We start from the raw sequence: 18,981 nt of genomic DNA on the forward strand, positions 1-18,981 counted from the left end.
TAAATTCTATGCCAGATAAATCAGGCGTAAGGTTCAAATTTGTTGCTGTCTAGGGTCATTAATTGCATCAGTTTGGGATGCACAAAGAGTTTTTCTTTACCCACTTGTTGTTCTTGTAATACACCAATATCTACCAGTTGTTTAAGGTAGACCGATGCGGTTTGCCGTTTGGCAATGTCTTTATCTACCAAATTGGCAATGCGGCAATAGGGTTGCTCGAAAATGATTTGTACTAATTCGAAGCTATACATTTTTGGTAAGTTTTGCCTAATAAACTCGCTGGTATGTTCAATCAACGCTTTAACCGCGGCTATTTTAGCCGTAGTCCAATTAGCCATCTCGGTCACGCCCGTCAACATGTATATGATCCATGCTTGCCAGTCACCGTCTTTGGTGACGCCATTTAACAAAGCGTAATAGTCGGCTTTGTGCTGCACAATGTAGCGACTTAAATACAAGATTGGCAGGGTTAACAAGTCTTGCTCGATCAAATACAGAACATTCAATATACGACCAGTTCGGCCGTTGCCATCATAAAAAGGGTGAATGGCTTCAAACTGATAATGACTAATGGTCATTTTAATCAGCGGATCTAGACTGTCGTCTTCATGCAGAAATTGCTCCCAATTACTGAGTAAATCACGGATCTCTTTTTCACCCACTGGCGGCGTGTAAATAATCTCACCGCGACTAGGGTTGGCAATAACAGTACCGGGCACTTTGCGCACATCCATTTGCGTGCCTTTTAAGGTACTACATACCTCAATTGCGGTATTGGTGCACAAAGGCCGCTCTTTTAATCGGGTAAAACTCTCATATAAAGCGGTGCGATAACGCAACGCTTCTTTAGTGGCAGGGTCGGCCTGACTATCTTCCTGAGCATGTTGAAATAACTTGTCTGACGTGGTGATAATGTTTTCAATCTCGGAACTGTCTTTTGCTTCTAACAAGGGCAATAGATTAATTAACAAGCCTTGGTTAGGTAATAATGCCCCAGCCTGTTTAAGTTCGGCCAAGGCGGCACGTGCCGGAATACAGGCTTTAAGCACAGCAATAGAATCCACCACCTCTGCTGCGGGTGGCAATGGCGGAAGTTGATTAAAGGGTATATCGGCTTGCCAAGTCATGTTTAGTTTATTCTACTTTTTCGACATGAAGTGAGTATATGTCGATGAGCTCGACAGGTAAAGTCATTATGTCGATAAAAGACGTTTTTTTCGACACGACTTGCGCTGATGTCGATGTTATCGACATGAAGGCTTAACATGTTTATAAAATTCATTTTCATGTACATGATTAACACTATGCATATAGAGTTTGAGATTTTTTATACACGTTGTGTTTCTTATGTATAGAGAATTGGACTTGTTGTCTTTGCATTTTTTATTCGTCTAGTTAGCGGCCTAGGCCCACATTGCATCACTAAGTTCATCCAATACCACGTCCAGCTGATTTACCAATACTTTGTCTAATTGTTTGGCACCACCATGTTCGGCAAAACGTTGATTAACAAAATCACGGTCGATAATCACTTCGTGGGTAAGTTGTTTTGCTAAGCGTTCTAGCCATTTACGCTGGGCAGGCAGCCAATTGTGTTGGCTGTAAATGTTTTGCATGGCTTTGGCAACCCGCTGTTCAAAAGGGATGAGTGCCTCGCCTAAGGCCGCCCGGCGAATATGCCCAATGATACTGGCGGCAATGTCCTGATTGGTTTGATTACGTACAGCACTTTGTAACTTTGCTTCGGAATACCCAGCACTATCGAGTAATAACTTAATTTCTTTAAGTTGTTCACGGCTTAGGTCACGGGGTTTATTGACCACAACAGCTAACGCTATCGACTGATTTAGCTGGTCTTTTATAAACTGGTTAAAGCTGTCGAGGTAATCTTCTGGTCTGGCATAATTATCATAGCTTTGGCTTCGGTTTTGAATTTCATCTGCATGCTCTGAAATAACCGGTCTGTATTCGCTACCAAGCAAAGCTGATACCTCAGCTAATTGATTAAGCAAGCCAGTATGTTGCTGCACAAAATGATTAGCTTGTTGCGGGCCGAGTTCACGCAGGTGTTTATGCAAGGTTTTCGGTTCAACCCCCCATAAACCTTCTAACTCATCGAGTTTTTGTTTGAGTTGTGGTTTGAATTCCGCTTTTTTATGCGCCTTGCGTAGTACCCGCATGACTTTTTGACTGAGCTGGTTAAGTATTACATCAGCTTGTGTTTCTCCCTTTTGTTCACCGGGGCTGTTGAGTGCCTTATCTAAATGCTCTGGGTCAGTCAGTTCATCCATTAATTGTTCAAGGGTGACGTTTGGGTCTTTGACTAAGGGTTTCATGGTATTGATGGCTTGCAAGGCAGCATAAATATCGACGGGGTCATAAATACGGAACACTGTTTTACCGATTCCATCACAACGGCGAGTGGCGCGGCCAATCATTTGCTCATATAAAATGCGTGACTTCACTCGGCGCATAAATACTAGGTTGCATATTGTGGGTACATCTATGCCAGTAGTTAGCAGGTCAACGGTAATGGCAATATTGGGATAATGTTCATTTTTATATTGGCGAATAAGTTGACTGACCTTATCACTCTGGCCGGTAATTTTGGCAACCGCAGCTTGGTTGTATTCTCCGTTGTAAAGCTCTTTAAATGCCTCGTCCAAAAGTCGCTTTACCATATCTGCGTGTAGGTCGGTGGCGCAGAAAATCATGGTTTTCTCGTCGCTAAAGGGATCGATTTCCATGGCTAGTTGGGTGCAAATAACCTTATTAAAGTTTTCGTTAATAACGCGGCGGTTAAACGCATCCACCTCAAAATTGAGCTCATCTTCGAGCTCGTCTGTTTCTACTTCACCGGTGTCGGTATTAATACTGCTAACTACCGCCCCTTTTTCAAACTTAATGCCTTTTTGAGTAAGCAGGGTTTCGTAACGTATAGGCGGTTCATGATCAATCAGCCAATCATCTGCAACCGCTTCGCGATAAGAATAGGTATACACAGGTTTACCAAATACTTCGCTGGTATGTTTGGCTGGGGTGGCTGTTAAGCCTATTTTGACAGCATCGAAATAATCTAATACTCGGCGATAAGTCGACAAATACTGATTAGCATCGCGGGTGGCTAATTCACCTTCGGTCATATCTTGGTCAAGGGTATAACCCCTATGGGCTTCATCGACAATTATGCAATCGAATCGATCAACTGTGGGTGGGTTGTCTGACATAAAAACCCGCTTAACCATCGCTTGAACTGTGGCAACTTGTATTCGCGTTTCTGCCTCAGCAGCCATATCACCTAGTAGTGCTATGTTATAAATTTTTGACAGAGTTTGGTTTTGTTCAAGCGGCGCTTCTTTAAATGTATCAATCGCTTGTTGTCCCAATGCTGTTCGGTCGACTAGAAACAAGATACGCTTAAAGCGCTCTGCTTTTAGAAAACGATACATTAAGCCAAGAATGGTACGTGTTTTACCCGTACCGGTTGCCATCGCTAATAAACAGCTTTGCTGATCATGTTTTAAGGCGCTCTCAACTTCTTTTATCGCCTCTTCTTGATAATCACGCAGTTTAAGGTAGGCAAAACCTTCCTGATTTAACTGTTGTTCGGCTTTGTCTTTACTGCGTGTGAGTTTATCTAGCAAACCCTGTGGGCTATGAAAGTTGCTTAGAGGTTTGGCTAGATTGCTATGCGCTCGGGTATCACGAAACCATGTCCCTGAGTGTTCTGCCAATTGCTTAACAAACGGACGACCATTGCATGAGTAAACAAAGGGCACATGATAATGGCCATCTTCTGCAAATGGCCATGCTACCGTTAAACCTTGTAATTCCCATGCTGGGATCATCTTTGCAGTATTGTGAAAGCCCTTGGAATAGCGCTCAGCTTGAGTGATTTTACCTGCCACATTGGTATTTTCTCTTTTGGCTTCAACAATGGCAATGGGGGTTAAACCGCAAAATAGGACGTAATCTGCATAGCCTTTTTTACCTTTGAGCTCAGTGGGCCATTCGGCAATAGCCAAGTTTTTGCCTTTTTGAGGTCTTATTCCGTTTTGGTAAGTTAAGCTTTGCGTATCTGCCTGCCAACCCGCTTCGACTAGATGCTGGTCAATCACTATACGGGTGACTTCTTCATTTACGTACAAAGCCTTACTGGTTTTACGTAATTGAGCGCTATAAATCTTTTGCTGCTTCTTAGTTTCTTCTCGCTGCTTTGTTGGAGCGCTTTCCAGCTGTTGTTGCAGCGTGGCTATTTTGCTTTCAAACTCTTGAGTTTGTTGTGATTGCTGTCGTTCATGCAAGGCCAACTGTTGCTGATACGTTTTGGACTCTTTATCCATTTGCTCAGCAAGTACTGCATATTCTTCCTTTTCTAAACTAATCAGTTGATTGAGCTTTTGGTCTGATTCAAGTTGTTGGTTGGCCTCTGACAATTGGCTGGATAATTGCTGAATCTGATTCTGTAAGGCGCTAAGTTGCGCACTTGGGTCCGGCGGAGCAGTAAAGGAGCCAGGTTTAAAGTTGTCAGTATTTTTAGCAAAAGAACGATGAAACCAAATAGCCAGATTGCGCGCTACTTTTAGACCATCCATGGCTTCTTTGTGTTTGGTTTTAAATTGATGAGTCGCTTTGTTGCCTTCGACTCTGAGGGTATAAAACAATTCTTTTATCTGTGGCTCAAAACCAATTTCACGATGAATTTTGTAGAGTAAGTCTGATTGTGAAGTTGAGTCATCAAATACAACACCACAACGAGCGGCAACTTCTTGAGCAAAGGCTTCACCGAGTTGGCGTAGTTTGATTAAGGTGGTATTAGGATCAGCAGCGAAAGCCTGCTCAGCATTAACAGCTAGCTGAAAAAAAATCGGGTCATGCTCTTCAAGGAAAGTAAAATTCGATGTGATGTTCTTCGCCAAAATAAAATACTCTCCGTGTCCATGAATCAACTTAGATTATTTTGTATTGCTGCACTTTTTCTTGATGAAAAAGTAGAGTTAAATCTTAACCAACCTTGCCATCGTATCAGTGACTAAGTAAAAACACATCTTTTTAAGTAATTGACCTTTATGGGGAAAAGTGACCTCTATTAAGAACGGGGTCACTTTCCATCTTTATCTGAGAAGTTCCAACATTATTTGAATACCACTCCAGTTCCAAACTTTAATTCCAAGTTTCAAACTTTAATTCTAAGTTTCAAACTTTAATTAGAACGCACATGGCTGTAAGTGGATATTAATATTGGTACCAAAAGTATATTAATATTGGTACCAATTTTATTAATCAGTTAACGTTTGGTCAAATATAGTCTTTATTATTAAACTCATTTGGTACTGCTAACGAATAGATTTTTTTTATAAAAAAATAAAGCCTTATAAATCATAAGATTATGTTTTATAACACTTTTTATGTTGTTTGTCAACTACAGTATGTTTGATTTCTACTATACATTATGGGTTCAAATTTAAATTGTCGGTACTGATAATGTTATATGAAACCCAATCTGTAGGAGAAAATTGCAATGAGGACTAATTACCCGCCATTAAACGATCTATTTGATCACGCCCATTATTTAACTGAAAACTCACAACTGAACCTATGCCAGTCACAAGATCTCGTTGCTAAAATTTATAACCAAAAATCATGGAATCGTTTAATAAAAAGTGCAGGTAAAACATATATTCCACGCACTGGGTTACTCCCACTATTTTCACTTCCTGACGCCGATTACAAATTTATGTGGGAGCTATTTGATCTCCATTCTCAAAATTTGAAACTATATTTTGATACAGCGACTTGCCCTCCAAATTGTCTGTTAGAACACATAATAAATAAAAATCTAAAAAGGATAGAAGACAATCAGATTCGTTCACTTCAAGAAAATTTTTATCTAGAAAATGACACTACAGAACAGCTAGCGTTAATTATTGGCCATGTGGACAATGGTGCGGCGAATGTTCTACATAGGTTAAGAATGAGGCCAGTAAATTTATGGCTAGAATCATCATTTTTTCAGCAAAAAATTTATGCCTATTTCACAATAGAAAACCAGAACGTTTTCATAAAAATTGTTGAATTGTATTCACTCATTTATGAAGATGATGATGATACAAAATCTATCCCAATAGAATATTTCGCAGAATTCATGCTGTTATTTGCGCGACAGATAAGTGAGCAATTTAAAAACCTTGGTTATGAGCCATTTTTTCTGTTTTGCTCGGTGAACGACTGCCCATTATTTGATTTAGTAGACAACACTGAAGTGAATCAAAGAATGAAGCATTTAGTGTTAAAATTGGTAGATAAACTTCTTGAGGACGGCGGGAAGCTTCAACCTCCCTCATCAAACAATGTTGACTCGGGGATACGTATTCAATTTAGTTAATTATTAACAAAAAGTGATCTGCCTTTTACCATAAAGTAGTAGATCACTTGGTATATATTTGGTTCTCACCTCTTTCATTAGAAATAGGGTATTTTAAATAACTGACTTGGTTTAAAGGATTCGCCTACCCCAGTTAAGAGATAATAATCTTATCTGTAGATTACTCTTTTCGAGTAAAGGTTGATCTTCCCTCAGTTTTGTAGACACTTAGCTTGCCCTGTGAATACATGATTTCATATTCATCTGGAGACACATAGCGATGATGTTGGCGCGTTAATCTTCTTCATTTCAGCTTTAATTTTACTCTAGATTTTGTTTTGATATTTCACTAGCTCTTTCTGTGATACGAAATATAAATTTCGTTTTGCTCTAGTACACGCTACGTATAATTTATTTGCCGTAGAAGGAGCGAGACCTTTTAAGGCTTTATTCTCGAAGGCTTTTAATGTTGTAGCATTCAGAACAACACAGACATCTTTAAAGTCATCTAGACCTTTTGTGTTGCCCCAGTTATCAGTCCAACCAACGTATTTGTTACTTTCCTTAAAAAAAAGTTTAATTACAGCGTCGTCAAAAAATACTTCTTTGATACGCGCACCTTCTAAAATTTCTATGGTTACTTCATCATCACGGTGTGATTGTATTGGAATACCGATTTCATCGGTTACAAATTTACAAATTGTTGGACTGCATCTAAAGCTATGAGAAAGCGTGGTTAAATCAAGCTTGTATCCTGCTTTTTCAATACAACCCAAGTAGCTTTTATAGTCAGAGTGGAGATTCTTTCTAGTATTTCCATCTCTACTTGTATCAAAAGTATGTTGAAAAAAGTCACCTACCAGTAATATTTCAATTCTTGTCTTAGCCAATTCACACAGAAGGTTAAAATCGTTGGCAGCAAAGTCTTGGACTTCGTCTACACAAAATAAATCAAAATATTTTTCTATTCTGTTTGATACATCAGAGATGCCGTCGCAGTCAATAATCAGTTTTGAAATTCTACTGTGATAGATGCGATCGTTTTTGGTTAGATAATGTTGGGGGGAATTTCGCGTGGCATATTTGGGAGGGATATCATAACAAACTCCTTTGATTTTTATTTCATTGCCAGCTATTGGGCGCAAGCAAAATGAAATAAGGAAAGAAAAATAGGTATAAACGCGAATGCCTTCTGGAACAAAACCAAACTTCTTTAAAATTCTTTTTCGAAGGTTAGCTGCGTTGTTTACAGTGTAGGTTACTATCAATGCCCGACTGTCTAAATCAAGTTTATCAATGATATGCTGTGTTTTGCCTGATCCTGCTACCGCAAGTGCTACTCGTTTATCCATTCAATAGCACCTCTAATATAAGGGGGAACATTTATTTCGTCGGCTTTTTCATCAAGTAACTTGAATGCTGATGTTGTTTTGTTATTTAACATATAATCTTGAGGAGGCAACCGAGTCCTTCCTCCTGAAAATAAACCGTCACAGACTACTTTGTTGTCTAAATACATACACACTTCAAAGGTGTATCTCATGTTATTTTCATCTGCAAATACAGATATACAATCTGCAAGATGGTCTGCGTAGTTTTCGATGCAGTGTTTTTGGTAGTCTTTGTCATTGTCACGAATCACAGCGGTTCTAATATTAAGGAGCTTTGAAACTTCCATATACCGCTTAAAGCTAGTGCCTCCAACTGATATTATGTGTACGCCATCCTCTACTGGTAAATGTCCCGTGACTAGTTTGTATAAACACTCCATAAGAATATACTCGGCATCACCCTCAACTAAGATGACTTTCTCAGAGAGAACGAGTTCCAGAATGTTGTGGTTAGGGGCTTTGACAAAAAATTTTGCAGTTCCATCAGTCAAATCAGAAAGTGTAGCCGGTACATTGGCTGAACTATTTAGTAAAATAGACTTTCTCAAATCCAACCTCGAACAAATTAAACTGCTATGAGTGGCAATTATTATTTGGTTGTTGTGAGCATTTTCCACCTGATTTATTAGTTTCGACATACTTGTATGACTAAGGTGATTTTCTGGTTCTTCCAAGAGTAATACATCAAGTGTTTTGTCTTCAGCTCGATCCCTAAGTGCAAATGCGGTTTTAATAAAACACTGCTTACCTTTACCTCGGTATTCAATAGGGATGCCATCTTCTGTAAGAGTCAGATCGCTTTCTAAGTTGTACTTAGAATCAGAACGAATTGTGAAATCATAATCATCCAATTCATCATTAATTAATTTGAGGTTATTGTCCTTAAATGTAGTTTTTTGCTGTCTATATTGATTCTTTAAACTGTAGCGCAGAGGTTGTTCTACAGTAGCTTCATACATTGCTTTTATATATTGACTGTTCGCATATTCACTATTAATTTGAGTGCTATCTAAGGATAAATAGCGCAAAAACTTTCGATATCCAGTGTATGCCTCACCACTAAATGAAATAAACTTAGCGATGTAAAACTCAAATGGAAAGTTATTACCTTCGGTTTCCAGTATTTGACCTATTTCTTTACTCAGATCTTCGTTTGGCTCACAGATTAATTGAAGTCCATCGGCAAGGTTATTTTCACTGTTACATCTACCATTCAAGTCATGGTTACCAGTATCATTTAGAAATAGTTCAATGTGTAGATGAGGAAGATTTTCAATTTTTTTATCGCCAGCTAGAAATTCAGTGACAACATCGGCATTCAATAATGCCTCAATTCCAAAACTTTCTACTTTCGCCTTACTTCCACTTAGTACAAGCTCTATAGCTGTTAATATTGAGCTTTTCCCAGCCTCATTATCTCCAATCAGAATATTTCTATCAGGGACAAAATTAAGTTCATACACCTTGAATTTTTTAAAATTTTTAAGTTTTACTTTTATGATGTGCGGCATACATTCCATTCCTTGGTTGTTCATTACGTAAGTTTGTAATTGTGTTTATTTAGCGAACCAAATATTACAGTTTCGATTTAATTATTATTTTCTTAGAATTTTAAGTCCACCCTCAACTTCAATTCCCAACGCCTCACAATACTGCACGTATTCATGAACTGACAAGTTTCGCTGCCCATTTTCGATTTTACTCACAAACTGGAATGGTTCGTCGAGTAACTCACCCAACTGCCTGACCGTGAGGCCCTTCTCAAGACGCGATCTTTTTAGCCATGCAATCAGCTTTAAATAGTCTTGATGATTTGTTGATTTAAACATTTGTCCCCAAAAACGTGACAAAAACTCATGTCCCCATTATGATGACAAAATCATTTGTCCCGAAATTGGGGAATTGTGACAACATTACCTTTTTTTCCAAAACTATATGAACACGAACTTTTCTATAGCGGATTAGCTAGATATAAAGTGCGGTGTGGGGTGTTGACCGATAAGCAATTGCTATTTGATGTATTTGATAAGCGTACGATTTTCGCTTCACCTGAAATACCCAATGGTCTTGAGGCTGCCATTGCTAATATTCGACCGAAAATGAAGTGTTCCGGGTTAGATATTATTGAAAATCACACTTTATATCCGTTATATACAGGCCTAAGTCCTGAAAATATAAGAAACAAAATTAAGAATGAAATGCTCAGCTCTGTAAATAATACCTATACCACTGCTGCTGGGTTAGCTGCGTGTATGTTGAAAACTTTTTCTTATATGAGATATTGTTCAGAGTGCGTGAAAGACCAGTTAGCCATGCACGGCGAACCATTTTGGGACAGACGTTGGTTTGGAATATTTACTACATGCTGTCCTATTCATGGATTGACATTCCAATCTACAAATATGTTAATCCATGATTTTTCTAGACACGCATTTATTCCGTTAGTAGATGTAGTCTTTGATCAATATAATGTTGAAACAAACAAGGCTGAACGGCAAGAGCAGCTCATATCAAAGGCCGCTACAAAAATCATTTCATCTAGTCATAAGCTTAATATCTCATTCGACAAATTAACTGATTTCTATCGGTCTATTGCGTATGAACATAATTTCAATAAAAGAAGTTCGATTGATCAGTTAGCTGTTGCATCATTTGTCAGACAATTTTGGAAACGACAGTGGCTAGTTGATCGAGGATTCGGAGATCAGGATTTTGATACAAGAATCGCATATATTTTTCGGAAGCATCGTAAACAACATCAATATCCATATCATATTATTGCTGGATTACCTTTTTTTAATGGTGATATTGAGAAATGGTGGGGTGCTCTGTTGGCCGTAAGCAAGCTTAAAAACGCGAGTCAAAGCTTGCCTCAAGTGGTTAATCTACCAATAAATACCTCTGAAATTCGTGACCTAAAACAGTCATGGTTTACTCTGGTAAAGCAGTACGGGCCAAAAAAGGCTAGATATCTAAATACTGAAAGTTACAACCTTTACACCAAACTTTATCGCAATGATAAGACTTGGTTACTTGAAATAAATGCTCAAAACAGAATCGTCAGAGAGAATAAAAACTGCCGAGTAAATTGGTGTAAAAGAGATATTTCAACAGTAAAGCAGCTATTTACTATTTTAAATAGTGTAGATGATATCTACTCCCCAAGACGCTCAAAAAGATGGTTTCTCTTACAATTATCTAATTCAGCAAGTATTGAACACAATCTATACCGATTGCCTAAGTGTGCGGCTTTTCTTGATAGCTATAATGAAACGGTAGAGGAGTATCAATGCAGACGACTTACCCAAGTTACCCTTAAACTAGTTAGTAAAAAAAGTCGCGTTGAACCTTGGCAACTTTATCGAAGTGCTAGAATCAATACTCAAAGAGACATATCATCTACAGTCATTAAAGTAGGTGTTTGGTGTCATAATTGGTTGATAGAGCATATAAAATAAAGGGCGTTGAAGAAAATGATCAATTGCTCTACATCGGTGGAATTTTCAGGTTTTTTGGTAATAGTGAATGGTATATCCAAGTTAGATTCAGTAAATCAAAGAAAAAATCTGTTCTAGCATCCCTTATACCTGATCTCTGTGTTGGTCGTTTTTATAATGTACCAGACATTAGTGATGCCAAAGGTAAAACGGCACTAACAAGAACTAATTGGAGTAATGTTAAAGCTGTCAAAAGTGGAAAGGAACTTGCTCTTAATCCAATCAATGGGGTAAATAGAAGTGAAAAATATTTTCTGTTGCAGAAAAAGGACATGTGGTTAGCTATACCTCAACTTGAACTTGCTAGAAGTTTGTTTTTTCAAAATAATAAAATGTTTGGTTATGCACAGTCACCAGTAGCGTTAAATGTTGATTTTAGGAGATCAAACGTATCTCAAAGTAACTTGATGATTGAAGTAATGGATTCAGCGCAATTGTCTAAAGGGCAATTTGAAAAATGTTTTAACGCAACACAACTCGCCTATACTCTTTGTGACTCGTCTGCCTTGAATTCATTTCTCTCAGTTCATGAAAACTTTCGATTGAAACAAAAAACTTCAAAGGTAGGTGGGTGTGAAGTTACTTGGTGGAATTTTGGTTTTAATTTGCCTAGTTTAAAAGGGGCAAAAATGGAAATGATGCTGTCAGAGCATATTTCAACTTATCAAGGCCAAAATCTATATGTCGCTAACGAGATTAAGGGCATTACAGGTATTCCGCACACACTTCCTTTAGACATTGAATTTATTAGTCAGAAATGGGCAAAATTAGCTGTTTCTCAATCAACGTTAAATGAAGAAAAACTAGAGGTTGCGGGTGAGTTCATCATTGACGATGAACAAGGGGCTAGTAGTTTTTCGCAAACTAAAATTATTTCTTCTCATGGAATTGGCACGTTTTCCCTTTCACCAAATCGTTCAGCTAGAACTAAATCATCGAAGGGGAAAGTTCGAATCATAAATGAAACCGGCGAAGCAGAGGTGAGTGGCTCAGAACTGATAAATACAGATCTTCCGACACTATTAGGTTCTGCAAGTGCCGCAATTTTTGTTGCAACTACAGAAGATGATGGGGATGATAAAAATATATTTGATAATTTTAGGTCGATGTTAAAAAAACTATGCGAAGAGTCAGATTTGACATTAGCTGAACTTAGAATACAAAAATTACGAAAAATTAAGGGCTTCAAATCACATATGAAGAAAGACGGTACTGGTACAAGAAAAGCCGCAGTAGCTCACCTGACTAGCCCATCTGAAAATTTTGAAACAATTACCCTAATTGATGTCGACCAGAGTGATTTTCCAACCTCAGGCAGCAAAAAAAGTCTTTCAACGTTAATTTTTAAATTCACCCATCTGGATGACGCAAGGGCTAAAGCTGAAACTATTCTTGACGAATTAGTTATCAAATCGTTACGTTGGCCAAGGAACTCCTTTAAGAAAAATAATATTAGTACACAAAATGCTAACCACCCTCCATATTATTGGGTAAGAAAAGTAGATGATGACGCGATTGATAGGTGGGTTGAAAAAACCAAAGAGAAAATTCAAAAATTGTGAAGTAATGCAATTTAAGTAAGTTATCTATTCGCTCTCATTTAGTATCTCATTTTTAATCGATAGGTTTAAACTCCTATAGACTACTATGGGCGAGAGGCAGGCGTCACCTAGACTAGAAACAAAACTCTGCTTTCAGTGCGATAGCCGACTATCTTTTTTGTTGATTAATTAGGATAAGACGCCTGTTTGTATTTACATAAATTATAAGTTTCTCATATATTCAGGAAAATGACCCAATCGCGCTTTTTTGTCCTAAACGTAATTAGCTCCAATTCTTTGGAGCCATGGCCTAATGTCACTTTCGGAAACTTTACAATCATGGCACTATGGTTAAAAACGACCCATTGGATCGATATTAAATTGTTAGGAGGCTATAAATGGAATTAGTGCAAGAGATATGGACTTCGCTTAGGCCGTACCTCATAAAAATGGTTACAGATGTAATTATATCTGCTCTCCTATGGGTATTTTTGTGGTTATTTAAATTATTAACAAAGGTTTTAGAAATAGATGGTTGGGCTGGAGAGTGGATTGCGAATATTCATTCTTTAGGGGCTATTCTTGCATTCGCAGCATTTGGAATTCTCTTCCTTTTCGATGTAATAAAGCTGCATAAAGAAAGCCATTAGGGGGTAAGCTGTGGATACATTTATAAATAGAATCAAAGTTACATCGCTTTCATGGTTAGCCGCTACGTTATTAGGCTCACTTCTTATAAGTTTTGAGGCCAATAAAAACCTGACCGTCGTTATTGCTATCCTTGGATTTGCAATATCTTATTACTATTTTGTAGTTAGAATCACGACCAACAAAAACCTTCTCGTAGCAAAAGGTAAAACGGAAACTAGTGATTTATCAAGAATTCGAGATAGGGCCATTCAGCTTTATCAATTCAATAGCTCTTGGGCCCTAAAATATTCTAACGAAAGGGTTGAGAGTGCATATCTTCAAGCACTGCTAAGAACAATTGATGAAGACGAGTTATTCCAAGAGAAAAGAACCTCTCACTTTAGCGAGCTATTCACTACATACTTAACTACTTTTGATACCGTCTACAGGAAGAGTTATTTATCTATAGATGAAGTCATGATTGAGCTGCAAAACAAAGAGAAACAAACAGGGCTACAGTCAGAGTTCGTCAGCTACCTCAGTTCACACATTGTTAAAACGCTAGAAAGCAAATATATAGGTGATGTTCAACTAATATATAAAGTTGAAGATGAGCATCTAATTGTAAAAAAGGTCTTTACAAATTGGTTTGGTATCAGGATAGCATCTTTTATTAGAGCTATTGATTCAAATAAAGATCAACTTGGATTGTCAGAAATTATTGGCCTTGAATTGCCACCTCCTAACAAGTCAAGTCAGCAGGATGGCAACTAACATTACCGTCCGCTAAACAACAAAAGTGATCGTTCGGCTGTTAGTTCACGATGAACCGCTAAATAGGCACGAAGTAGTCTGTCAGGTTTGATAAAGCTCTGTATACACCATATGTTTGATTGAGTTCGTATTATTCAATTAAGCATATTTCAGCTACAAAAGCACCATTCTCCCAGTGACCCAGAGACACACCGTCAAGTGTTTCTCGCTCAATATAGTCGGGAAAATCAGGGGCTACACCATAAAGTGTTTCGCCTTTTTTTAGCAACTTTTTACGCAATGCGCCTGATTGACTATCACGTTCGATTTCTTCACTGAGTGTCAATATATCTATGTCATCAATCATAATTAAGCTCACTATATCTTTGTTTCCTAATGTCCTCTACATCAAGCAATTGACACTCAACATCATGGTTTTCAGCAAATGCTTGGAGTTTGGCTTCTGTCCTGTTTAAATCACGCTTATAGCGGCAAAAGAAACCATAAACACTCTCATTATCTTGTCGTATCGCACGAAGATCGTTTAAGCCACCGTCGATGTTGAAATGACGATCATTTATCGGGTGAGCTTGATTAGCATTACATTGCTCGCGTGCAAATGCTGAAAGTACCTCTTGAACTGATGACGTAGCTTTGATCTGCAACGCAGATTTACAATATGGCATTTGAAGACTTCAATGATTAGCAGTATGAAAAAGTATAGCGCAGTATTAATTTGTCGTCATGCCTAGAGGTTAAACTCAAAATCATTCAAAATGTAAGATAATATAACCACTTTACAACCGCATTAAAATAAACCACACTGGGCTTAACTTGTATTTTATTTGTACGAATGATGTTTGAAGAACTTGGTTTTGCCCAAAAACAACGCCTCGCTTACATAGATTTTTGCCTATTGTTTAAAGGCTCAATTTATCGTCAGGATTTAATTAACCGTTTTGAGGTTGGCCTTTCGGCTGCGTCTCGTGATTTCAACATATATAAAGAGTTTGCTCCCAAAAATCTTTCTTACGATTCGCGTGAAAAACGGTATTTTCAAACAGAACAGTTTCTTCCTCTTTTTGAACATGATGCGAAGCGTACCTTGGTCAAACTTGCCAATGACATTTCAGATGGGTTTGATGCGATTGGTGATGTCCATTTCCCGGTAGAGTCTCCTTCTAGCCTAAATGTACCTGACATTTTCATCGTAGCGCGGTTAGTGCAAGCCATTCTCAATAACAAAGCGGTAAACGTTATCTACACGTCTCTTTCAAGTGGTTCAGGGGCAAGAGAGTTAGTGCCTCATTCAATTGTAGACAATGGCTTACGCTGGCACATACGAGCCTTTGACCGCAAGAGCCAAAGCTTCAGAGATTTTGTATTAACTCGCATTAGTAAAGTTTCAATTAAAAATACCCCAGAAGCACATGAGCTGGTGGAAGTTGACAAAGAATGGCAGCGTTTAATTCCGCTACAGTTGGTGCCGCATCCTAAAAACGTGGATTACCCAACCGCAATTGAAATGGACTACGGAATGGAAAACAGCCAACTACTAATCGAAGTGCGAGCTTCTATGACAGGCTATCTGCTTAGGCGTTGGAATGTAGACTGTACTGAACGCGGCACATTAATCGGAGCGGAATACCAGCTTTGGCTACAGAATCGTTTTACGCTTCGGGATATTGAGAATCTTGCAATTGCGCCGGGGCACAAGGAATAAATATGGAAAATTAAAGGTTAGCAGTAATTAGAATGCAGAACCGGATTTTGAGCAATAACATCAATCTTAAAGTTTAAAAGTCGGTAAAAAATATTAAATTTTAATTAACAATGAAAAATATAAAGTGACATGTAAGACTCAGTACTAACAATACAAGTCATTGATAAATAAGACTTGATATAAGAATAAATAACATATTTAAATGTTAGTTAAGTATATGGCTTTGGATGTATTTCACTACTAAAAGGACTAAATAATGGCAAGTGAAAAGCAAATCGAACTTTCATGGTTACTCCCAGACCTAACGCAACTGAACTTCCCTCCAGAAACAGGGCTAGAATTAAGTAGCTTGTTTGTTATTAGCTTATGGGCCATTACTCTCTTCGCAACAATCGTTTTTTTAATCAAATATTTTCGCACACGAAGCCGTCTGAATTGGCTTTTCAAATTATTGAAAAACCTTGAACGTGAAAATGTAGCAAATAAACGTATAGATCTTCTTAAAGAAGCAAAAACACGAGATAAAGATATAGGTTTTTTATGGATGGAGTTTGACGAAACATTAGTCGAAGTTCAACGAGGCGAAACCGTAGAACTTAGAAATACTCTTGATGCTGGCCATTTCTTTAATTCTTTCACATTGGCAAGTGGTGTAACTGAAAATAGACTGGTTGCAGCCGTTCCGGGGTTTCTCACAGCTCTTGGTGTAATAGGAACTTTTGTAGGGCTTCAGTTAGGTTTAGGGAAGCTTGAACTCGGTGCAGGAGTGGACGTTAAAGATATGCAAAATGGTGTCGCCGGAGTTGTTGAAGGTGCAAAGGTTGCATTTTTAACCTCAGTTTGGGGCGTTGCTTTAAGTGTGTTTTTCAACTTCGGTGAAAAATGGTTAGAGCAGAAAACTCGCAGTAAAATAAGAAAAATTGAAAATAAAGTCGACTGGTTATTTCCACGTATTCGGCCAGAAGAACAACTGCAAATTATCTCGGACAATAGCTCAGAGTCGAGGGAAGTACTGCAAGGGTTAGCGGAGCAAATTGGTGAGAAGATGCAAGAAGCTATGATTACAGCCACTCAAGGTATTCAATCCAGTCTCGAAACTAGCCTTTCTGAAATCATGGCTCCTGCCATTAACAAGCTTGTAGATGAGACCTCTGAAGGTAATCAAAAAGCACTGGAAGGGCTACTAGAAAGCTTTATGGATGGCTTTGGTCAGGCAGGAAATCAGCAACGTGCAGCACTTGACGATGTATCTGCCAAAGTTAATCAGTCAGTAGAAGCCATGCAAACCACCATGACAGGCTTTGTTGAGCAGCTACAAAAATCACAGGCCGAATCTGGTGATAGAGAAAAAGCCTTGATTGCAGATATTTCAAATCAGGTTAGCAGTTTGTCTACCCAGTCTGAGTCCATTCACCAAAAACTAACTTTATTTGTAGAAAATCAAATTGGTGATATGTCATCGGATTTACAAAAACGCGAAGAGGCATCAGCCAAGCGTGATGCAGAACTTGTTATTACTATCAAATCTCAAGTCGATGAGTTAGTAGACAATTCGCGCAAACAAGGCGAAACACTCACTAATTTCGTGACAGCTCAGCTTCAGGGATTAACAGAATCCTTTGATGAGCGAGAGAAGCGAAGCGTTGATTTAGAAACATCCCGAAATGATAGGATTGAAAAACAAACTGAAGCTATTTCAACCTTATCAAATGAAATATTGAGGTCTGTTGAAAAGTCAGTAGCTGACCAAGTTAGTTCCGTTCAACAACTTATAAATCAAGGGCAAACACTACAAAACAGCATTAATTCCTCAGTAGAAGCAAGCGCTCAGGCTTCTCAGGCAATGAAAGAATCGTCAACAGAGTTAAAAGTATCCGCAGACAGTATGAAGATACTTAGCTCGCATGTTAATGAGGCTGGAAACAAACTATCTGGGGCTATTAAATCAGCGGTAGAGAGTACAGCTGATTTAGCACAACAAAATCAACTTTCTGCCCAAAAAATGGAAAACTTGCGTGATAACTTGTTGGATGATGTGTCCCGTTTTGGTGACCTTACCACGCAACTTAGTGAGCTAATTGAAAGCGCAGCGACAACGTTTAATGGTCTAAAAATTACACAAAAAGAATTTATCGGTGAATTAAAAGATGAAGTTGATGACCTTGGACAAAAAATGACGAATATGCTTAACGAGTATTCGCAGCAAGCTAACGGCCAGACGGCTAAGCATCTTGGGGTTTGGTCGCAATCAGTGACTGATTATAATGTTCAAATGAATAGCGCCATTAAAGCACTTTCTAGTGTAGTGGATGAAATGCAAGTAAAGTTGGGGTAACAAATGGATAGGTTCCTTTCACGTGGCAGTGCAAAAGTAGATGAAGAAAATCCCTACTGGATGTCGTTCTCAGACTTAATGTCAGGGTTGTTGGTAATTTTTATACTTGCCGCTGTAGCACTGATTATTGAGTTAACTCAAAAGTCTCAGAACATTGACGCTAGTATTGCCGAATTTAAGAAAGCCGAAGAAGCTCGTAGCAGTATCCTATTTGATATTAAGGAAGAATTAGCTAAACAGAATATTCACGTCGAGATTGTGGAAAATGATACCGTACTGCGGATACCAGAGGGTACACTTTCATTTGAATCCGCAAAAGATACCTTGCCACAAGATGAGACTACTCAGCTTGAAGTGCGTGCAATAGGTATGGCTCTTCATAAAGCTATAACAACCAATGAACGATGGAAGTACCTTGATACAGTATTTGTAGAAGGTCATACAGACAGTGTGGGGATCTGGTATAGAGGTAAAGGAAACTGGGGCCTTTCAGCAGACCGAGCTGTTTCTATTTGGAAGCTCTGGCAAACAGAGATCCCGGTTGAACCCAAATTAATTGAGCTTAAAAACTTCAATGATCAGTTACTTTTTTCTGTTAGTGGTTATGCCGATACAAGACGAGTTGATTTAACTGAAGAAACAGAAGAGCAAAGAGCTAAAAATCGCCGAATTGATATCCGCTTCACGGTGAAAAAACCCAAGATAGAAGACTACGAAAAAGCTAAAGATGTTTAAAAATTACTTGAG

Annotated in this window: 15 protein-coding genes; 8 read left to right on the forward strand and 7 right to left on the reverse strand. The window is 38.3% G+C overall.

The features are described 5' to 3' along the window. Positions 1-20: 20 nt before the first annotated feature. The gene (fic, locus tag GPLA_RS03875; RefSeq protein ID WP_007103520.1) at positions 21-1,127 is read right to left on the reverse strand and encodes a protein adenylyltransferase Fic; all 1,107 of its coding nucleotides are present in this window, start codon (positions 1,125-1,127) and stop codon (positions 21-23) included. 276 nt (positions 1,128-1,403) lie between these two features. Beyond that, the gene (hsdR, locus tag GPLA_RS03880) at positions 1,404-4,919 is read right to left on the reverse strand and encodes a type I restriction-modification system endonuclease (protein WP_007103521.1); all 3,516 of its coding nucleotides are present in this window, start codon (positions 4,917-4,919) and stop codon (positions 1,404-1,406) included. A gap of 602 nt (positions 4,920-5,521) precedes the next feature. On the opposite strand from hsdR, the gene GPLA_RS03885 reads away from it, so the two are divergent. Next, positions 5,522-6,385 (forward strand): hypothetical protein, encoded by an 864-nt coding sequence (locus tag GPLA_RS03885; RefSeq protein ID WP_007103522.1) that lies wholly within the window; start codon positions 5,522-5,524, stop codon positions 6,383-6,385. A 305-nt stretch (positions 6,386-6,690) separates the two neighbouring features. Here GPLA_RS03885 and GPLA_RS03890 read toward each other — a convergent pair whose 3' ends face one another. From GPLA_RS03890 to GPLA_RS03900, 3 genes are all read right to left on the reverse strand, one after another. Continuing rightward, positions 6,691-7,716, reverse strand: coding sequence for a DEAD/DEAH box helicase family protein (locus GPLA_RS03890; protein ID WP_007103523.1), 1,026 nt, complete (start codon positions 7,714-7,716; stop codon positions 6,691-6,693). Next, positions 7,701-9,266, reverse strand: a complete 1,566-nt coding sequence (locus GPLA_RS03895; protein WP_007103524.1) for an ATP-dependent nuclease — start codon at positions 9,264-9,266, stop codon at positions 7,701-7,703. Before GPLA_RS03895 ends, GPLA_RS03890 begins: the two co-directional genes overlap by 16 nt. A gap of 84 nt (positions 9,267-9,350) precedes the next feature. Further along, positions 9,351-9,584, reverse strand: a complete 234-nt coding sequence (locus tag GPLA_RS03900) for a helix-turn-helix domain-containing protein (RefSeq protein ID WP_007103525.1) — start codon at positions 9,582-9,584, stop codon at positions 9,351-9,353. A 75-nt stretch (positions 9,585-9,659) separates the two neighbouring features. On the opposite strand from GPLA_RS03900, the gene GPLA_RS03905 reads away from it, so the two are divergent. From GPLA_RS03905 to GPLA_RS03920, 4 genes are all read left to right on the forward strand, one after another. Continuing rightward, complete coding sequence (locus GPLA_RS03905) at positions 9,660-11,213, forward strand: TnsD family Tn7-like transposition protein (RefSeq protein WP_007103526.1); 1,554 nt, start codon at positions 9,660-9,662, stop codon at positions 11,211-11,213. Continuing rightward, entirely contained in the window at positions 11,189-12,814 is a 1,626-nt protein-coding gene (locus tag GPLA_RS03910; protein ID WP_040513873.1) for a Tn7-like element transposition protein TnsE, read from the forward strand. Before GPLA_RS03905 ends, GPLA_RS03910 begins: the two co-directional genes overlap by 25 nt. A gap of 377 nt (positions 12,815-13,191) precedes the next feature. Next, the gene (locus GPLA_RS03915; RefSeq protein ID WP_040513874.1) at positions 13,192-13,443 is read left to right on the forward strand and encodes a hypothetical protein; all 252 of its coding nucleotides are present in this window, start codon (positions 13,192-13,194) and stop codon (positions 13,441-13,443) included. A 10-nt stretch (positions 13,444-13,453) separates the two neighbouring features. Further along, entirely contained in the window at positions 13,454-14,197 is a 744-nt protein-coding gene (locus tag GPLA_RS03920; protein ID WP_007103528.1) for a hypothetical protein, read from the forward strand. A gap of 130 nt (positions 14,198-14,327) precedes the next feature. Here GPLA_RS03920 and GPLA_RS03925 read toward each other — a convergent pair whose 3' ends face one another. Next, positions 14,328-14,543 carry a hypothetical protein gene (locus GPLA_RS03925; RefSeq protein ID WP_007103529.1) on the reverse strand — a complete coding sequence of 72 codons (216 nt, stop codon included), beginning with the start codon at positions 14,541-14,543 and terminating at the stop codon, positions 14,328-14,330. Continuing rightward, entirely contained in the window at positions 14,536-14,862 is a 327-nt protein-coding gene (locus tag GPLA_RS03930; protein ID WP_007103530.1) for a hypothetical protein, read from the reverse strand. Before GPLA_RS03930 ends, GPLA_RS03925 begins: the two co-directional genes overlap by 8 nt. A gap of 170 nt (positions 14,863-15,032) precedes the next feature. On the opposite strand from GPLA_RS03930, the gene GPLA_RS03935 reads away from it, so the two are divergent. The 3 genes from GPLA_RS03935 to GPLA_RS03945 all read left to right on the forward strand — a co-directional run bounded on the left by GPLA_RS03935 (position 15,033) and on the right by GPLA_RS03945 (position 18,969). Beyond that, complete coding sequence (locus tag GPLA_RS03935; protein ID WP_007103531.1) at positions 15,033-15,899, forward strand: WYL domain-containing protein; 867 nt, start codon at positions 15,033-15,035, stop codon at positions 15,897-15,899. Between the two features lie 256 nt (positions 15,900-16,155). Beyond that, positions 16,156-18,234 (forward strand): anti-phage ZorAB system protein ZorA, encoded by a 2,079-nt coding sequence (gene zorA / locus GPLA_RS03940; protein ID WP_007103532.1) that lies wholly within the window; start codon positions 16,156-16,158, stop codon positions 18,232-18,234. Between the two features lie 3 nt (positions 18,235-18,237). Then, the gene (locus GPLA_RS03945) at positions 18,238-18,969 is read left to right on the forward strand and encodes an OmpA/MotB family protein (RefSeq protein ID WP_007103533.1); all 732 of its coding nucleotides are present in this window, start codon (positions 18,238-18,240) and stop codon (positions 18,967-18,969) included. The last annotated feature ends 12 nt before the right edge of the window (positions 18,970-18,981 follow it).

Source organism: Paraglaciecola polaris LMG 21857 (assembly GCF_000315055.1).
Lineage (GTDB): Bacteria > Pseudomonadota > Gammaproteobacteria > Enterobacterales > Alteromonadaceae > Paraglaciecola > Paraglaciecola polaris.

Excerpts from the sequence above, each read along its gene's own strand:
- fic (WP_007103520.1), bottom strand. The coding sequence starts at position 1,127 with ATGACTTGGCAAGCCGATATACCCTTTAATCAACTTCCGCCATTGCCA.
- GPLA_RS03885 (WP_007103522.1), top strand. The coding sequence starts at position 5,522 with ATGAGGACTAATTACCCGCCATTAAACGATCTATTTGATCACGCCCAT.
- GPLA_RS03890 (WP_007103523.1), bottom strand. The coding sequence starts at position 7,716 with ATGGATAAACGAGTAGCACTTGCGGTAGCAGGATCAGGCAAAACACAG.
- GPLA_RS03895 (WP_007103524.1), bottom strand. The coding sequence starts at position 9,266 with ATGCCGCACATCATAAAAGTAAAACTTAAAAATTTTAAAAAATTCAAG.
- GPLA_RS03900 (WP_007103525.1), bottom strand. The coding sequence starts at position 9,584 with ATGTTTAAATCAACAAATCATCAAGACTATTTAAAGCTGATTGCATGG.
- GPLA_RS03915 (WP_040513874.1), top strand. The coding sequence starts at position 13,192 with ATGGAATTAGTGCAAGAGATATGGACTTCGCTTAGGCCGTACCTCATA.
- GPLA_RS03925 (WP_007103529.1), bottom strand. The coding sequence starts at position 14,543 with ATGATTGATGACATAGATATATTGACACTCAGTGAAGAAATCGAACGT.
- GPLA_RS03930 (WP_007103530.1), bottom strand. The coding sequence starts at position 14,862 with ATGCCATATTGTAAATCTGCGTTGCAGATCAAAGCTACGTCATCAGTT.
- GPLA_RS03935 (WP_007103531.1), top strand. The coding sequence starts at position 15,033 with ATGTTTGAAGAACTTGGTTTTGCCCAAAAACAACGCCTCGCTTACATA.
- zorA (WP_007103532.1), top strand. The coding sequence starts at position 16,156 with ATGGCAAGTGAAAAGCAAATCGAACTTTCATGGTTACTCCCAGACCTA.
- GPLA_RS03945 (WP_007103533.1), top strand. The coding sequence starts at position 18,238 with ATGGATAGGTTCCTTTCACGTGGCAGTGCAAAAGTAGATGAAGAAAAT.